Genomic DNA, 16,236 nt, shown 5'->3' on the forward strand with positions numbered 1-16,236 from the left:
AGTCAGAATACCAATCCTTATTTGACGATTTCATTATAATTGGTGCATCCAGAACAACATCATATTCAAATATAAGAGTTGTTAGGTCAAATCGGACATTTTTAAGCGTAAAACTTGGCATATCAAGAGTTACATCTCCGATTCCCCCCATATATGGTTCCCAATACCTAGTATCGCTAAATGCCTCAACATGTATATCGATATAGTTGATTACATTGGAATCACCCGCTGCCTCTACCCGCACCTTTCCCGGCAAAGCTTCAGGCCATGTTAGAAGCAGTAAAACAGCAGCCATGAATATTGAGAGTGCCTTGTTAAATTTCAGCATATTCTTTCCTTTCTACCATGACCAATCCACATCTGGCGCCTGATTTTTAACCTTAAAGATTCGCTCAATGGTATTTTGTGTAACGTCTGAGTTGTTCGATTGGCGATCATCCTGGGTAACAAATTCATCTATGGTTGGCTGCCCAAATTCTTCAAACACAGTGAGCCGTACCAGGTATTGTCCAACATCCCGCACTTTAAGATTAAGGTGATCTAAATTCTCGTTACTAAAGATGACCCAGCTCTCATCTGCAAAATTTCCGTTGTTATTCGAATCGTAGCGATATTCCCATAGCCTCCGGGCCACAATGTCTTTATCCGGAGAATAGGACATGTCATCGATAGAGATCGTCGCCTGATTGCCATCTGCAGGGTTACGGTACGCGGATCCAGGAAGTGTGAAGTAAGCAAAGGGCTTCTCATCCGGTACAATATCAAACGACACTTCGCTGCTCGCAGACAGCCCCAGGGTATTCTCGACATAGATTGTTGCTTTATATCTGCCTGGCTTTTTAAACAGTACATCTTTACTTGGCACGCCATTCAGCGACCCGCTGTATTTTATGTCTGCATTAGTCCCCCCAGAAACGGCAGTGATGGTGATTTTAGTTTTAGAATCTACCAACGGGTAATGTGTAGGGCTGCTGCTATAACTGCGAATAATGACCTTCCGGTTCTGTTTCAAGGTTCCTTCAGCATAAATGGACGCATTCGGAACCGGCTCAATGACCGTAATTTCAGTACTGGTGCTCCCGGACATTGAATCATCATCCAAAACCGTAAGTGCCAGCGACTGCTCGCCCAAATGCTCCTTATCGTACCAAAGGGTCCCCCGCGGCCGATCCGTCAATTCTCCTATAGCATTCGGCGTGTCCCAATAATAGCTCTTGATAAAGCCGTCCGGATCAAAAGAGCCTGCGCCGCTGGCTTCAAACTCTTGTCCTGCCTTAATCGTCTTTGGCGCTGAGATAAGGGCAATCGGCGGCTTCAGCTCTCGCGGAGGATTTGGAGGAGAAGTTGGTCCTGGAAAGTCCCCGCCTGGAGGAGTTGGAGTTGTATACACTCCGGCTTTAACGTTGTAGGACTCCTTCAATGAAGTGATGGTTCCCGTTTTGGTTACAACGGGTTTCTTGAACCTCACGACTACACTTAATTCGTACTCCTGTGTGATACTAGGAGATTTCACTTTTGATTTTGGAATGGTAAAATCTATTTTCTTTGAGGACGTAAGGGTTTTAGAATAATCCTTTAGCGTTTTCAGCGAACTCTCATTTCCTTTTTCTTTAGCATAAAACACCCATTCTTCGATGTTAGACGAATCTTTATATGCCAACAGCTCCCCTTTCAGGTTGATCTGTACGGGTACGTCCTTATCCTCAAATTTCACCGGGTTGGGTGAGGGTTTTTCAAGAATGGCTGCCCCTGTGAGGGTCGCTTCATCGGGGAGACCGTAGTCGAAGGTGACTAGGCCGCCGTAGCTGTAGGAGGTGACGTTTGCGTTTGCTTCGTAATAATAAGTAACCAGTGCAAAATATCTCCGACCTTCTGCTTTTCCTGAAAGTCCGTCATCCGGTTCTGATTTCCATGGAGTACTATTGGGGATAAAATAGTTTATAATTACTCTTCCATTCTTAAATGTTGGTAACCCCTTAGTATATGAAGAATGTTCGAGTAATATTGGTTTTATAGACGATGCAACAATATCTTTTGAATCAATATCTTCTGTTTTAGAACCGTTATACCATTTGAGATACAGCTGATCTTGTAAAGGACCAGCTGTTACTACTATAGATGGAGGATTTTGTGATGGATAATCATCGGTAGCTGTTACATCTTTTGTCTTCATTCGATCATTACGTTCATCATATTCATTAATTTGCCAACGTCTTCCATCTGAATACAGCCATATTGAATTGTAGATTTCAGTCTTGTACATTGCTTCAAAAGAAGCCCTATACCCTTTAACTTTTTCAAGAACTTTTTTATTTTCCGTACCTTTTAAAGTAACTTTTATTTTTCCATTCTCTATATTAATACTTCCAATGGTCTTATTATTGCCAGTATAATTAAGTGTATTGTGTAAGATTGCAGAGCTGGTAACTCCGCTAGGCAAATCCAAGTAAAAACTTTTTGCACTATTATTTGATCCTACTAAACCTGTAGTGATGGGAACAGCGACAGAACTTGATTTAGTGCCATTCGAAGCTTGAGCATAATCATTCGGAAAGCTTGCTGCCAGTAAAATAATAATCAAAATCAAACAACTAAATTTCCTCATACTTCCTCCTTACAGTTCTTCCACTACGAATTTTTCGTTGAATTGACCATCGAAGTACAAACGAATAGCAAAATGATCGAAAGCAGTGTTGCCATACATATAAGCTTGATAGGTTGATAATTGTTCCCCTGGCTTAAGAATAAAACTATTAAGAGCCATTTTATCATTTGGCTTTTTAATGCGTGACCAATTTCTTACAGGATCAACTGATACCAATCCTTTAAAGCTCAATACCCAGTATTCTCCGTTTTTATCATTACTCACTATTTTTTTGCTATTATTTTTTATTGTTATCTTTGTCCAAACAAAATAGGTAGGCTTTGAAATAAGCCCGGATTCTTCACCATATTTATATGTTTTTCTCAAATTGATTGCATCTTTAGAATTAAAATCATAAATCATAATCTTCTCCAGCGTATAACTAAGTCCGCCAGCCTCAACTGTTACCGGAAGCTCCACATCCTTCACTAATCCATACTTCGAAAGATTATCTCTCATAATCGGAGCCGCCGTCGGCTTTGCAGCTGTTGCACTGACAGGCCCAACTTGACCTACAATTACACCGGCTAACAATGCTGTTGCCAGTAAGGCTTTTACAGCTGTTCTCCCCACCATTGTCTTGCTGAGCATCGTCTTTTTCATAATCGAACTCTCCCTTAATTGTAGTAGTTGGGTCAGGACCCGCCGAAGCTCATATGGCTAATGATTCAGCTTATATTCTTGAACCGCCGGCACGGTAATTGCTTCTTGTACTTTGTTTCTGGAGATCAGGACCGGATGCTCCGTTTGAATAACTGCGATGACCGAAGGTCCTTGTATGTATTTGGTGATGCCGTAAGCAGGGTCTTCATAGAGCATGGGAAACGTATTTCCCGTTGATTCATCCACAATATCGAACTTGACGATCCTCACTTGAGCCTGGAGTCGGCTCCCCGCTAAGGGGGATAAGCCGTCGTCCAGTCCCAGATTACTCTGCAGCGTGTGGCGGAAGGTAGCATAGGCTTCATCAGGGTCAATAACCAACCGTCCTTGTGCACGCGCTGCTTCGTTCAACTCCTGTGATGCATCGTGAACCGCCATATTGTTAGCATCCTTGAGCATACTGCGCATGATGTCCCACTCCTGATTCTGAATTTGAAAAAACCAGGAGTAGATAAAGATCAGCAGGACAAATGCCAGCTTAATAATATAATCCATAGGTTAGCTTCATCCCTTAATTAATCGAGATATTCACTCATGATCGAGCCGTGCCCATAATACCTTGTCGGCTGGGATACGCCGGAGAAATTGTAGGGAAACAGGTTTACCCTTGGTGCTGTTACATACACATCTATCCGCTGTTTGCGCTCAAGAATCATTTCCGTACTGCTAGTAATTTCAATAGAGCTCTCCGGAAAACCGACCGCCTTCAGGTTCGAGATGACCTCGCCTCTCATAGAGGCTGTAACCATTCCTTCGGTTGCGGCCTTTTGCGTGATATAGGATGTGTTGGCTTTGACCTGCAAATCCAGCAGATAATCAATATACGTAAAAATCGGCTGCAGGATAATGAACAGCACCAGCCACATAAACAATGCCCGGAGGACGGTTGCCTTCAAGCGCAGCGCCTCCTTTTAATACTGTTCAACTGCTTTGACATGGGTAATGATATCATCCTGGCTACCGCCGATAATGCTTGTTGCCCCGGCGATAAAAATTCCCGCAATCACAAAGCCAATAGCCAGAAACAGTGCGACGGAAATCGAGTCCTTCTTCATCTCCGTTAAACCAGGAAATCAACTAACTTATGTCCTGCCGCATCTACACCCGAGCCTGACGGCTTAACCAGGCTAACCGCCGGAATGAGCGGTCTGTTATCATCTGCATCGTCGATTACGTCCCGTACGACAGGAATCAGTATTGCGATTACGATAGCCACACACAGAAATCCGATAGCGATAAATAAACCAGTAGAAATAGCGTCCTTTTTCATTGTTAATATCTCCCTTTTTATTTTATATTTTTAATTGCTGTTTGAATATACAAAAATTCACTCATTGAAACATCCCCACACCGCTAAAATTGCCCTTAATCAGCATAATGTACTGCATAGCCAGACATACAATCATCAGGAAGGTAGCGATAGACGGAATTACATTAATGATGGTCGATACATCGCCGATGAAGGACCACTTCTTCAAATATTGGTCGCTCGATATTTTGGTGATAATCTTGCCCTGCTCCCGTAAATAATTCGCTGCTTCATGATCATCATCCATGCCCTCCGTCGCCAGCAGAATCGAACGGATATCGTTGATAAAAGCGTGGTTCTCGGGAAATTTTCCGCAAAACCATTCAATCGCACGCTCGGTTCCCTCATCTACCGCCCTTTCCGAGAGCTCATATAGATCCTGACGGATATAATTGAAGTGGCTGGCTGTCCCTGCACAAAAAGCTCCAAACTCCACATACCCGCGCTTGCGCAGCCGGTTATTCTCATAGAGACGGATGAAGGAAATCAGCTCCCCGTCTTTTTGAATAAGTGTCTTCTGATGCAGCCAGATCAGCAGCCAGCCAAGCGGCAGAACCCGCTGCGGACTGGTAATCAGGAGAATAAGCGCAGCAATAAGCGGATCATAGATAGATAAAGGCTCTGAACGTACGAAGTCACCTGCCGTCTGCACCAGCAGATAAATCAGCGCCGCCGAGTACCGGAACAGTGTAATTTTGGCTGCTGATATGGGTAGACCGCTCTGATTCAGCAAGTGCTGCAGCCGTTCATTCTGCACCCGTTCCCCGAAGGCCTTCCACTTCACACCGAGACGGAGTACATAACGTTCCTGACGGCTGCTGCTGCTGACAAAAACCAATAGAGCGAGATACACAATACCTGTTACAGCTATTAAAAGTAGTAATCTATCCATTATTCATCACCTTAGTGGTAGTCCAGCTTGGGCCTGGCGAGGATGGTACTGATCATGAACGAGATGAACATTCCCGCAATGATGACCATCATAAATGTAAGGCCAACTGTAGTCTCAAATTGCAATTTGAAATAGACGTCTGGCTTCAGCATATACATAAATGTTCCAACCGAAGAAACGAGCACAACCAGATTTCCGTACAGCCCCAGGCTAATCGCATCCCTGCTGCTTGCTTTGACCGTCAGAATCGTCTCCCGTTGCTGCTCCATGGAGCGGTTAAGCATCATGAGCGAGCTTTTGAGATAACGTGTGCCTTCCTTCTCGCAATAGAGCAGATCCGATACGAATTCTACGGCAAAGGTCGTTCCGATCGCTCCGGCAAAACGCCCTGCTTCCTCATTCAGCTCCCGTTCATTGCTGTAATTGGCAAACGCCGCTCCAAGCAGCTTCAAGGGAGTCTTCAGCACATTATCCCCGGCCAGCAAATCACTGGTCCTCGACAGAATGGAATCCGCAGATAAATGAGTGAATTTGGTGGCGATTTTGATCACATCGAGCAGATCGTAGCTCCCCCGCACTTTCCTCTGAGCATAGGTATACCTCATCCGTAAGTATGGAATGCTTGCCGAGAGAATTGCCAGAAACAGCGGGAGCCGCCAAGCGTCCTGCACAGCTGTACCCTCATTTAACACAATCCCCTCCAGAAAAGGATTATTAAAGCTCATATGTCCCGGCAGCTCCCGCAGAGTCAGCAGACCCGATAGAAATATCCCCGTGAACAGCATGCCTGAACGAGTGACAAAACGCATAACACTGATTCCCGGCTCATACCGCTTATGGGCAAAATACAGCAAATCATCCAGATGGCGGTATAGCCACATTCTTTTATTAATCATGCTTACTTTTTTGCCGAACAGACTCATCCTCAGGTTCATCCGGAAATCCATCTTTTGTCCCCACTGCGATAAATGCCGCTCAATAAGCGGCTTCACCAATAGCCATAATCCGCCCGCGACCAGTAAATGAAAGACAAACTGGATGATATAGTACAGCAGCGCCACAGGCTCCCCCCTCATTCATTCAAAACAATCCTGGATTTCAAGCTTTCCTTCAGCGGGCCCACCATCGGTTTCTGGGCAGCGAGATGTCCAAGCTCCTGCAGCATCATCCGCGTGGCCCGTGCATTCTTCTTCTTCATCTTCACCATCAGCCCCGGCGTCAGCTTGTCATTATAGCTCCAGGCCGACTGCTCCGGCTCCCAGCGCATCAGATCATTAGCGAATACCGAGTTGCTGGCTTCCTCATAAAAAACCTCGGATATCCGCGAGAGCCGCTTCTTCCCATCGGGCACACTTTCCAGAATAAAGACCAGCTCACAGGATTTCAGCGCTGAGATTAAATGCCCTTTCAGGCTGCCGCCAATCCGTGTAGATACGGCAAATGCGCCCTGGTAAGGAATATCCTCCGAATCCACGGTATGAAAGGTTCCGGTGATGCCGTCATAGCCCTTTTCGCCGCTCCATAGATAGAATTCCCATTCGTTATAACGCATCTCCGTCATATAGAGAATGTTCGGGTCATGCCGCAACGATTCCACGCCGACCTCCATCAGCTCCTCATTGGATGCCTGGATCGGAATGATCCGGTGGCCCTTGATCTGATATGGCAGAATAGACTCCGGATGCTTCTCAATCATCACCACTCCCATGCAGGAGGAGGAACCGAGCAGCTGCTCACCGACAATTGTATTGGCAAAAGTGGTTTTGCCCGAGCCTACGGCACCCGCGATAATCGTATTACGAAACGTCCCCGTAAGCGCACGGATCAGTTCAATCGCTTCCGCAGGGATGCATTCTGTGCCGGCCTGATCATCCAGATCCAGAAATTCGACGACCTGGCGGCGCAGCGATATGGTGGTGAAGCCTTCCCAGACCCGTGGCGATACCCAGATGGCTAGCCGGATGAACCGTCCCGGCCAGAGGGGATCATCCATTTTGAATTCCACCGAAGGATTATCCTTGTTCAGCTTTTTGTTGGGATCGCTTTTCAACAGAGATCGCTTCAGCTGCTCTACACGATCCAGCGAAGGCATCTCATACGGATAAGCTACAAACCTGCCCTGGTGGTTATAGAAAATTTGCCGTCCGATCATCTGCAGCCCGGTCGATTCACTATAAGCCCGGTCCGTGAACCAGCGGTAAGCGGGTCCGAACCCTTTCCATTCATGGAACAGCGCCTCTGCCGCTGTACGGTAAGCTTCCGGCACCTTGCCCGTAAACGGGGTACGGCGCAAATACTTCTCGATCTCGTTCATGAAAAAGCTGACTGCCTGCGGATCACCAATCAATGCCTTGGCATTTAGCTCGAAATAGCTGTCATCCTCACGCTCTAGTCCGGCGTTCATTTCACTTTTCATTTTCTGCAGAAAGCTGTAGAAGTCTTCCTTGCCGGGTTTGCTGGTACGGAGCACACTTTGCTTCAGTGAGAAAAGCCGCCTGTTCTCAGTAGCCTCCGACAACCTTAACTGTTCGCTCCCGTCCTCCTCTTCCTGCCGCCTTCCATGCTCAGGGTCCCGCGGCGTCCATCTTGATGAAGGGCGTCCCTGCTTCAGCAGCCAAGCTTCATCCGGATATTCAATCATTGAAATATCCCCTTCTTTCGGACTTCCAAAGCCAGACCCAGCGAGACCAGCAGCGCATGAACCTTATCGTCTACATGCTGAAGTTCTTTTTTGCCGAGCGGCAGGCTCTCCAGGAAAGGCTGGTAATATGGAAGCTCCAGCAGGATCTCACTGCCAAAGCGCAGCGCCAGATTCTTGGAAGAGGTCAGCTCTTCTACATTGCTGCGGTTAATGATCCACTGGAAATCCTGCGGATGCAGATCCATATGCCCGGCCAGCTCCATCAGAGGCTGTAGCCTGTACTCATGACGGGGATGCGTTACAATCATCCGCAGGACGGATTTCTGCATGCCCACATACCAGGCGGCACTTTCCGGAATGGACCCAAAATCAGCCACCACCACATCGGCATTGTCACTTGCTCTGTCCAGCAAATACTCGATCTCCTCCTCCTGATAGTCCTGAGCGCTTAAATAATCGAAGTTGCCCGGCAGATACGAATATCCTTCCTGCTTCACAAACCCGGCAAAGTCCTCATCGTGAAGCATTTTGCCGGTAATCCGCGGCCGCAGCCTGTCCAGGCTGACTGCTGTCTTACGGTCATAACCCGGATCGTACAGATCAAGACCCAGCACGGTTACCCGCAGCCCCGAAGCCGCAATTCGTCTGGCGAATAGCTTAGCTGCACTTGTACAGCCAATGCCCGGCCCGGACCCGAAGAATCCAATCAGATTCCCCCGCTCTGCCTGCTCATCCTCAAGCATGTAGCGCAGCTTATCGATAATAGCCGATGAGGTCGAACGCGGAGGCATGAAGAAGATCCCCAGGCTCTCACATTGCATATGAATAGCCTGATAACCCCTCACCCCTTTTTGCAGATATACATACAAAATGTTGGAATCCGGATAACTCCGGCGCAGCCCGCTGAGTCCAGATACGGGTACCTGCTCGCTTGTCACCATCAGCAGATGTCCTCCGGCCTGCGCAGGCTCAGGCAGCACGCTTTGGGCAATGACCGTAAATCCGGCAAGCTTTATTTCATTAATTGTCAGCTGATCCATACCCAGACTGAATATTTTCAAGCTCATCCCTCCTCCCTTCTGCTTCACTTTGCTACTCCACTCTTACGATCCACAGCTTCTTGCCCTGTTCCAGATATGCCCCCATCAGCTCCCCGTCGCTCTTCTTCAGCTTCAGCTCCGGTGCCGCCACTTTGCCGGTCGAGGTAAAGCGGTTATTATTGTTGCCATTCTCCGAATCCAGCACATCATTGTTGTCTTCGGTACGCACATAATTCACGGTTACTCCGCTGAGAAATACTTTACGGCCGGGAAGCGCCGGCTGAATTTCCTCATCCACCGCAGATGCCGGTCCTGAAACCTTCATTCCTGAAGAAGCTTCTACTGCCCCGGCTGCCGGGCTATAGCCTGTCCGGTCCTTAACCGGCGAATCCCCTTCGACCAGATAAATATCCACCTTATCTCTGCTGCGGAGAGAACCGTTAATGGCATAGATCGCCTCTTTGGGTATGGGGAAAATCCCTTCATCCTGCTGCGGCTCCAGATTGCTCACATCAATCAGTGATTCGGTCAGAATACTGCCATCCGTCAGATTCACATTCGTAATCTTCCGTTCCACCTGATCCAGGCTTCGGATGACACCAGCCGGAATGTCTTTGGTCTGCACGGAATCCAGATAGAGATCTCCGGGCTTCAGCTCATAATTTTTCGGTAAAAAGCCTCCGCCATCCACCTTGATTTTGACGACAGTCTGAGAGAGTACATAGGGTTTGAAATAGAGATCATAGCCAAGCAGTCCGCCGAAGCCGGTGGTCAGGATGAGGAAGGCAAAGATGTAATTGCGTTTTAATAAATGTCCGCGTTGCGATGACAAGCCCTTTACCCCCTTTGAATGTGAAATCTGCACATAACAAAATACATTTTGGCTTAAGATCCAAAATGCCGGTAAAATGCTTTTTTACCTGTCGTGGTGAGAAGTGTATTAGATTATTACTGTGAGGTTGTTGTATAGCTTGAGGCTGCGGGAGAAGCTCCCGGCAGAAGATGATGCCGGTAAAAATCAGACCGGAAGGATGTTATATGCATCCGTGTGATTCCTGACTTTTACCGGAGTGGTTGTAATAGTTTAACTGGAAAGCTTCGCTGCTTAATTAAAAACTACTGTTTTATTATGATGCACGAGAATTCTGTCCTCAATATGCCATTTCACTGCACGGGCCAAAACTACTCGTTCAATGGTGCGTCCGATGCGCTTAAGCTCGTTCACATCATCACTGTGGCTGACCCGCTGCACGTCCTGCTCGATAATCGGACCGCCGTCCAGCTCTTCAGTCACATAGTGGGCAGTAGCGCCGATAATCTTGACCCCGCGCTGATACGCCTGAGCGTACGGCTTGCCACCGACGAATGCCGGCAGGAACGAGTGGTGGATATTGATAATCCGGTGCCGGTAATGCTCGATGAACGAAGGGGAGATAATCTGCATATACCGGGCCAGAATGATCACATCGATATCATCACCGATCACCTCAAGCTGACGTTTCTCTGCGGCTTCCTTCGTATCCGCCGTAACCGGAATATGATGGAAAGGAATGCCGAAGGATTCAACATAAGCCTGCATGTCCGTATGGTTGCTGACCACAAGAGCAATGTCCGCATCCAGATCACCGGCCTGCCACTGCCATAGCAGCTCCACCAGACAGTGATCCTCTTTGGATACAAAGATCGCCAGCCGCTTCTTGTGGCTTACATTGAAGATCTGCCAGTTCATCTTGAAGCGCTCGGCAACGCCGCCAAAGATCGTACGCACCTCTTCCAGCCGTTCATTCAGCTTAGGCAGGTCAAACTCCACTCTCATAAAAAACATTCCGCCGTCCGGGTCCATCGTATATTGATCCGACTGCACAATGTTCGCACCATGCTGGTACAAGAAATGCGACACAGCCGCTACGATACCCGGCCCGTCCGGACAGGAAATGAGCATACGCGCCCGGTCCGGATATTGACTGCCTGATGAATGATCTCTTTTCACATGTAACTCCATATTTCTCCGTCCATCCTCTCATCTGCTTGCGCAATCTGTTGTTGGATTAAGCGTTCACGAGCAGCTGCTTGCCTGCCAGCCAGGCGATCAGCCGCTGGTTGACGGCTTCCTCACTAAGCTGAGGGAATAATCCGGCGGCAATTACTTGATCATAGAGACGTTCCAGCGGCTCACGGGGATCGGCTTTCTTCGCTTTGGCATCATTCTTCAGCAATTCCCATACATCAAGCACATAGCGGCGGGAGTCCAGCTCCTGTTTGGCAAAAAAAGCATGCAGCTCTTCCAGCTCCTGCAGGAATTCTGCTCCGAAACGTTCAGCCACATTGCCGCGCAGCAGAGCAATTTCCACTTCATACATTGGACGAAGCTTCTTGGCATCCTTGCCTATCCACGGGGTCTCCAGAATGAACGGCAGACCCGCCAGTGCTTCATGATGTACGACATTGTTGATCGTCTCAAAACCAATATAGCCCGAGCCAATCGGAGTATGGCGGTCTTTGCCCGCTCCCCGCGGATTCTTGCTGTCATTAATGTGGATAACGCCGAGCCGTCCCAGGCCGATGGTATCGTCGAATTTCTTCAGCACGCCATCCAGATCGCCCACGATATCGTATCCGGCATCATGAATGTGACAGGTGTCGAGACAAATGGACAACCGCTCATTATGTACGACCTTATCGATAATGGAAGCAATCTCCTCGAAGCTGCGTCCGACCTCTGTTCCCTTGCCGGCCATTGTTTCCAGAGCAATATGCACTTCCGTCTCATTCGTACCGCCCAGCACTTCGTTCAGTCCGTCTGCAATGCGCTGAATGCCGTATTCAGCATCCTTGTCGGTGAAAGCTCCCGGATGCAGGACAATATGCTTAACACCGAGTGCATGGGTACGGCGGATCTCCTCCTGCAGGAAATCAACTGCCAGCTGGTAGGTGCTTTCCTTGTAGGAGCCCAGGTTAATAATGTATGGGGCGTGAACCACTATCTCTTCGACGCCATTCTGCGCCATTACCAGCTTCCCTTCCTCAGGGAACATCGATTCAATCGGCTTACGGCGCGTATTCTGCGGCGCTCCCGTATATATCATAAACGAGGTAGATCCGTACTCATTTGCTTCATTGGCCGCGCTCAGGAGACCCTTGTCCGCGCAGGACACATGTGAACCTATTTTCAGCATGCCTATTTCCCTCTTTCCTTCACGAATTAACCCTTATTCTACCGTGATCGGGAAAATAAATCTAGGCAAGCGCCAGAAGGCCGCTTCCGCTTCGCAAAACTTTGGAAATACGCTATACTTTAGATGAGTAAAAGGAAAGTGACAATCATCATTGTCAAAGGCGGTGTAACCATGCATTTTCATTCACCCTCAAGCTTGTTATCTGCAGCTCCGAGCAATTGGTTTATGAATTCCATCGCATTTTGGACCTTTTTACTGCTGGGCTGTATGTGCATCGGCGGCTATTTTATGTTCCGCAAATTTCTGAAGGTACTGCCCAAGGCTGACGGCAAGTCCAAGCTGGACTGGCAGAATTACTGGGTAGAACGCAGCCGTCCACTATGGAGCGACGAGATGAAGGCTTTTCTGGACCAGCTGGTTCAGCCGGTACCCAGCCCCTTCCGCGACATCGCCAAACATTCCATTGCTGCCGAGATCGGCAGAATTGCTGTGGAGAGCAACGCTCCGGAGGTAACCCGCGAGCACTGCATCAAAGGCTATATTATAGCTACACCACGGCGCGACAACCGCTTTCTGGTTACCTTCCTGGAAAAGAACGGCATCGACTACACACCTTATAAACATTTAGTCAAATAACTGCTAATCAGGGTCACGCCATGGTCAGGCGTCCAGAACAGGAGCACCCCCTATGAAATTTATCATTTGCGGAGGCAGCGGCTTCATCGGCAGCGAGCTGACCGAATATTGGCTGCAAAGCGGGCATCAGCTCATCAGTGTCGGCCGCAAGCTTCCGGCGAACCCACGATCTCATCCGGGTCTGAGCTATCTTACCTGGGACAGTCTGAAATCAAATCCCGAAGCTGCCGAAGGCGCAGATGCACTGGTTAATCTTGCCGGAGCTTCCCTTAGCCAGCGCTGGACTCAAAGCGGCAAACAGGCGATTATGAAATCGCGGCTGGAAACCGTTACCGCAGCAGGGAAGCTGCTGCAGTCGCTGCAGCATAAGCCCCAGGTAGTCGTCCAGTCCTCTGCTGTCGCCATTTACGGGACTTCACGGCAGGATACCTATAATGAATCCTCTCCAACCCGCGTTGTAGACTTCCCTTCAGAAGTCGTCAAGACCTGGGAAGAGGCTTCCGATGAAGCATATTCCGGCTGCCGGCTGGTCAAACTGCGCACAGGCGTTGTGCTGGGCAATGAGAGCGGTGCTTTCCCCAAAATGAAGTTGCCTTATTCCCTTGGTTTCGGCGGCAGAATCGGTAGCGGCAAGCAGTGGCTGTCCTGGATTCACCTGACAGATATCGTCCGGCTAATCGAATTCTGCATTCTTCATCCTGAGATCGAAGGTCCTGTTAATGCTACTGCTCCGCAGCCGGTTACGAACGAACAATTCGGAAGGATGATCGGCAAAGTCTATCATCGTCCGCATTGGTTCCCCGTCCCTGCATTTCTGCTGAAGGCTGCCGTAGGTGAGCTGTCGGAAATTCTGCTTGAGGGACAGCGCGTACTTCCTTCCAAAGCAGTGAATATCGGCTTCACATTCACCTTTCCAACCCTGCAGCCGGCGCTTGAACAGCTGAAATCTCAAGTGTGAAACGTATAACAGCCCTTAACAATCGTGAACACCGTTCCTTCGGTCAACGGATACTCTTTATAAGGAACCATAAGCTCACCAGCGAGAAACGTGCCGTTCCTGGAGTCCAGATCCTTCAGGATATACCCGCCGGAGCTTCTGGAAATTTCGGCGTGTACCCGCGATGCCCCTTCAGATGTCTCTACATACTGGGCAACCTCTGAAGAGCGGCCAATAATGAAGCTGGGGCGGTTCAGTTCAATTCTCTCAGGAGTTCCGCCAGCATCCGCCTCGCTTCTTTCCAGATAAGGAGCTGCCCGCCCGCATGATGAGAGCCCGCCCCCTTTGACCGGTTCCGGTTCCCGGATAAGCAGCGCTGTGGCAGCTACAGCAGCAGGTGCTTCTTTCACATGAAGGCGGCCCTCCGCAATCTCCGGGGCTGTACCCTGTCCGCCTGCCATTGTCACCCTTGGGTAAGAGATTTCAGCAGATACTGCTTGTTCTGAACGCATATTAGCGGGAGCTGAAGTCCGGAGCGGCGCTACAGGATTTCTGTCAAAATCCCATTCCAGCTCATTCCTCAGCTGCCGGCCTGCACCCTTCCGTTCCTCTGTCCCCTCCTCCAAAAATTCTTCCTCTTCAGCAGATCCGCCCCAGGTAATCCTACCGCTCCACACCATCCAGCATACAACTGCCATCCCCAGAGTTACTGCTGCACAGACCGCGAGCCAAAGCATCAAGGGATTATTTAAATAGAGAAACTTCCATAACAACGCATCGCACAGCACTGCACCAAGTACAATATACGTCCGATACGATGATGTTCCGTCCACAGCAGCTTGGAGGGTTTGTTCAGGCATATCAGGCCTCAGCTGTTCTCCGGTTGCTCCCCCATCCTTCCGCTTCAGCCGCGGTGCGCCGCTCATCCATGGAGCCTGATCTGGCGCCTGTCCAGGAGCAGGAGTCACTGTGTCTTTATCTTCTTGCTCCCACGCGAAGGCTGCTCTTCCCGGGAAAGCCGTCTTTGGCTCTTCCAGATTACGGAGCGGAGGCTGTTCCATTCTGTCTGCTGACCGAATCGGCGCTCCTGCCAGCTTCCCCTGAACCAGCCCCATGGCTTCCGGAGGAGCCCTGTATTGGTCTGCCCCTGTCAGCAATTCTGCTAATAGTTCCTTAAGCCCTGCAGGGCTGAAAGCCTCCTCCCCGCAGTATTGCAGCAGCCGCTGCATTCCGTCACCGGACAGCTCGTGGATGGCCGCCATAAAAACCATGATCAGCGATCTGAGTGACTTCCCCGGACTTACAGCTGATTCTGTATGCTGCAGCGGAAGGTAGGTAAGGAACACTTTTCCACTGTTTAATGGACCCTCAATGAAGATGTAGTCTTCATGCAACGCGTACTGCTCTGCACGCAGCATATACAGGCGCCCCTCCTCCATTCCTGCAGCGATCTGCAGCAGCAGCCCGAAGAATTCCAGCATGCTCAGCCTCTCACTTTTGAGCAGAGCCCCCAGCATTTTTCGTCTTGATACGGTATATTCCAGTGTCACCTGCAGGTCTATCTCTCTAAGCAACAGCCGCAGATGATGCGGAATACCTGTGTTCATCAGCATGCGGGCCTGAACCATGTTAAGCTCTCCTGCCGCCAACCCCTCTGGCTTGCCGAGCAGCATCGTTATCCCATCCTGCTGCACGAAATCACGTTCCAGTCCAAACAAGCAGCTTCACCTCCTGAGCTGTTATAACTCCAAACCTCAAGTCAGAAATAATAATACGCACAGATAAATCCCGGAAAAACAGCCAGCATAAAAGGAAACCGGAGCAGGTCAGTCCCCTGCCCTTTTTTGAACATATCCGTATTACGGAGCAGCAGGAATCCCGCTGTTCTGCTTAACACACCGCGTACCCTCCGGCCTGCTTCCCGCCTGAAGAGAATCATGATCCAGCCGACAACGGCTCCCAACAGCACAGAATACACAATTACCTGCAGGGAGAACAATACACCAGTCCAGGCACCAATTCCGGCAAAAAGCTTAACATCTCCAGCCCCCACTGCCCCGATGAAATACATGATCAGCAGCAGCAGAAACCCCGAACCTGCACCGCACAGAGATAAGAGCAGTCCATGTCGGCCGTTCATAATCACTTGCAGGGATATCCCCGCAACAAGTGCAGGCAATGTAATCCAGTTAGGGATCTTCATCCAGCGTATATCTGTGAATAATGCTGCTGTCAGGAACGGCAGGAAGCCCCAAAAAGCCCATTCTGTCATCCGCACTCCCCTTCCCGTAAACTTCA

17 protein-coding genes are annotated in these 16,236 nt (G+C 49.2%); 2 read left to right on the forward strand and 15 right to left on the reverse strand.

All coding sequences use genetic code 11. The annotated features are described in order from the left end of the window. Positions 1-340: 340 nt before the first annotated feature. From MKX70_RS32710 to MKX70_RS32770, 13 genes are all read right to left on the reverse strand, one after another. Positions 341-2,605 carry a hypothetical protein gene (locus MKX70_RS32710; protein ID WP_340841586.1) on the reverse strand — a complete coding sequence of 755 codons (2,265 nt, stop codon included), beginning with the start codon at positions 2,603-2,605 and terminating at the stop codon, positions 341-343. Positions 2,606-2,614: 9 nt separating this feature from the next. Further along, positions 2,615-3,247 carry a hypothetical protein gene (locus MKX70_RS32715; protein ID WP_340841588.1) on the reverse strand — a complete coding sequence of 211 codons (633 nt, stop codon included), beginning with the start codon at positions 3,245-3,247 and terminating at the stop codon, positions 2,615-2,617. A gap of 57 nt (positions 3,248-3,304) precedes the next feature. Further along, positions 3,305-3,802 carry a hypothetical protein gene (locus MKX70_RS32720; protein ID WP_340841590.1) on the reverse strand — a complete coding sequence of 166 codons (498 nt, stop codon included), beginning with the start codon at positions 3,800-3,802 and terminating at the stop codon, positions 3,305-3,307. 20 nt (positions 3,803-3,822) lie between these two features. Then, entirely contained in the window at positions 3,823-4,203 is a 381-nt protein-coding gene (locus MKX70_RS32725; RefSeq protein WP_039296416.1) for a hypothetical protein, read from the reverse strand. Between the two features lie 15 nt (positions 4,204-4,218). Further along, positions 4,219-4,362: a hypothetical protein gene (locus tag MKX70_RS32730; RefSeq protein ID WP_156118554.1), complete on the reverse strand. Its 144-nt coding sequence runs from the start codon at positions 4,360-4,362 to the stop codon at positions 4,219-4,221. Between the two features lie 5 nt (positions 4,363-4,367). Next, a complete protein-coding gene (locus MKX70_RS32735; RefSeq protein ID WP_042233239.1) occupies positions 4,368-4,577 on the reverse strand; it encodes a hypothetical protein in 210 nt (69 codons plus the stop codon). Positions 4,578-4,638: 61 nt separating this feature from the next. Beyond that, on the reverse strand, positions 4,639-5,508 hold the full coding sequence (locus tag MKX70_RS32740) for a hypothetical protein (RefSeq protein WP_042233237.1): 870 nt from the start codon (positions 5,506-5,508) through the stop codon (positions 4,639-4,641). 11 nt (positions 5,509-5,519) lie between these two features. Then, a complete protein-coding gene (locus MKX70_RS32745; RefSeq protein ID WP_340789717.1) occupies positions 5,520-6,569 on the reverse strand; it encodes a hypothetical protein in 1,050 nt (349 codons plus the stop codon). Positions 6,570-6,580: 11 nt separating this feature from the next. Then, positions 6,581-8,149 carry an ATPase, T2SS/T4P/T4SS family gene (locus tag MKX70_RS32750; protein ID WP_042233233.1) on the reverse strand — a complete coding sequence of 523 codons (1,569 nt, stop codon included), beginning with the start codon at positions 8,147-8,149 and terminating at the stop codon, positions 6,581-6,583. After that, on the reverse strand, positions 8,146-9,210 hold the full coding sequence (locus MKX70_RS32755; protein WP_340841591.1) for a hypothetical protein: 1,065 nt from the start codon (positions 9,208-9,210) through the stop codon (positions 8,146-8,148). The genes MKX70_RS32750 and MKX70_RS32755 overlap by 4 nt, the downstream gene beginning before the upstream one ends. A 31-nt stretch (positions 9,211-9,241) precedes the next feature. Beyond that, positions 9,242-10,021 (reverse strand): hypothetical protein, encoded by a 780-nt coding sequence (locus MKX70_RS32760; RefSeq protein ID WP_340841592.1) that lies wholly within the window; start codon positions 10,019-10,021, stop codon positions 9,242-9,244. A gap of 273 nt (positions 10,022-10,294) precedes the next feature. Then, the gene (gene purU / locus MKX70_RS32765; protein ID WP_340841593.1) at positions 10,295-11,191 is read right to left on the reverse strand and encodes a formyltetrahydrofolate deformylase; all 897 of its coding nucleotides are present in this window, start codon (positions 11,189-11,191) and stop codon (positions 10,295-10,297) included. A 46-nt stretch (positions 11,192-11,237) separates the two neighbouring features. Beyond that, positions 11,238-12,365, reverse strand: coding sequence for a deoxyribonuclease IV (locus MKX70_RS32770; RefSeq protein ID WP_340789725.1), 1,128 nt, complete (start codon positions 12,363-12,365; stop codon positions 11,238-11,240). A 171-nt stretch (positions 12,366-12,536) separates the two neighbouring features. Between MKX70_RS32770 and MKX70_RS32775 the strand changes: the two genes are divergently transcribed. Beyond that, positions 12,537-13,001: a DUF2621 domain-containing protein gene (locus MKX70_RS32775; RefSeq protein ID WP_042241709.1), complete on the forward strand. Its 465-nt coding sequence runs from the start codon at positions 12,537-12,539 to the stop codon at positions 12,999-13,001. Positions 13,002-13,053: 52 nt separating this feature from the next. Next, positions 13,054-13,959 carry a TIGR01777 family oxidoreductase gene (locus MKX70_RS32780; RefSeq protein WP_340841594.1) on the forward strand — a complete coding sequence of 302 codons (906 nt, stop codon included), beginning with the start codon at positions 13,054-13,056 and terminating at the stop codon, positions 13,957-13,959. Here MKX70_RS32780 and MKX70_RS32785 read toward each other — a convergent pair. Continuing rightward, a complete protein-coding gene (locus MKX70_RS32785) occupies positions 13,950-15,656 on the reverse strand; it encodes a DUF6382 domain-containing protein (RefSeq protein ID WP_340841595.1) in 1,707 nt (568 codons plus the stop codon). The genes MKX70_RS32780 and MKX70_RS32785 overlap by 10 nt on opposite strands. Positions 15,657-15,697: 41 nt before the next feature. Then, the gene (locus MKX70_RS32790; RefSeq protein ID WP_042233219.1) at positions 15,698-16,210 is read right to left on the reverse strand and encodes an A24 family peptidase; all 513 of its coding nucleotides are present in this window, start codon (positions 16,208-16,210) and stop codon (positions 15,698-15,700) included. Positions 16,211-16,236 lie beyond the last annotated feature (26 nt).

The organism is Paenibacillus sp. FSL R7-0312, from assembly GCF_038004445.1.
Taxonomy (GTDB): Bacteria; Bacillota; Bacilli; order Paenibacillales; family Paenibacillaceae; genus Paenibacillus_AQ.

Bases quoted from the DNA above. Each gene is read 5' to 3' on its own strand.
- MKX70_RS32710 (WP_340841586.1), bottom strand. From the start codon at position 2,605: ATGAGGAAATTTAGTTGTTTGATTTTGATTATTATTTTACTGGCAGCA.
- MKX70_RS32715 (WP_340841588.1), bottom strand. From the start codon at position 3,247: ATGAAAAAGACGATGCTCAGCAAGACAATGGTGGGGAGAACAGCTGTA.
- MKX70_RS32720 (WP_340841590.1), bottom strand. From the start codon at position 3,802: ATGGATTATATTATTAAGCTGGCATTTGTCCTGCTGATCTTTATCTAC.
- MKX70_RS32730 (WP_156118554.1), bottom strand. From the start codon at position 4,362: ATGAAGAAGGACTCGATTTCCGTCGCACTGTTTCTGGCTATTGGCTTT.
- MKX70_RS32735 (WP_042233239.1), bottom strand. From the start codon at position 4,577: ATGAAAAAGGACGCTATTTCTACTGGTTTATTTATCGCTATCGGATTT.
- MKX70_RS32740 (WP_042233237.1), bottom strand. From the start codon at position 5,508: ATGGATAGATTACTACTTTTAATAGCTGTAACAGGTATTGTGTATCTC.
- MKX70_RS32750 (WP_042233233.1), bottom strand. From the start codon at position 8,149: ATGATTGAATATCCGGATGAAGCTTGGCTGCTGAAGCAGGGACGCCCT.
- purU (WP_340841593.1), bottom strand. From the start codon at position 11,191: ATGGAGTTACATGTGAAAAGAGATCATTCATCAGGCAGTCAATATCCG.
- MKX70_RS32770 (WP_340789725.1), bottom strand. From the start codon at position 12,365: ATGCTGAAAATAGGTTCACATGTGTCCTGCGCGGACAAGGGTCTCCTG.
- MKX70_RS32775 (WP_042241709.1), top strand. From the start codon at position 12,537: ATGCATTTTCATTCACCCTCAAGCTTGTTATCTGCAGCTCCGAGCAAT.
- MKX70_RS32780 (WP_340841594.1), top strand. From the start codon at position 13,054: ATGAAATTTATCATTTGCGGAGGCAGCGGCTTCATCGGCAGCGAGCTG.
- MKX70_RS32790 (WP_042233219.1), bottom strand. From the start codon at position 16,210: ATGACAGAATGGGCTTTTTGGGGCTTCCTGCCGTTCCTGACAGCAGCA.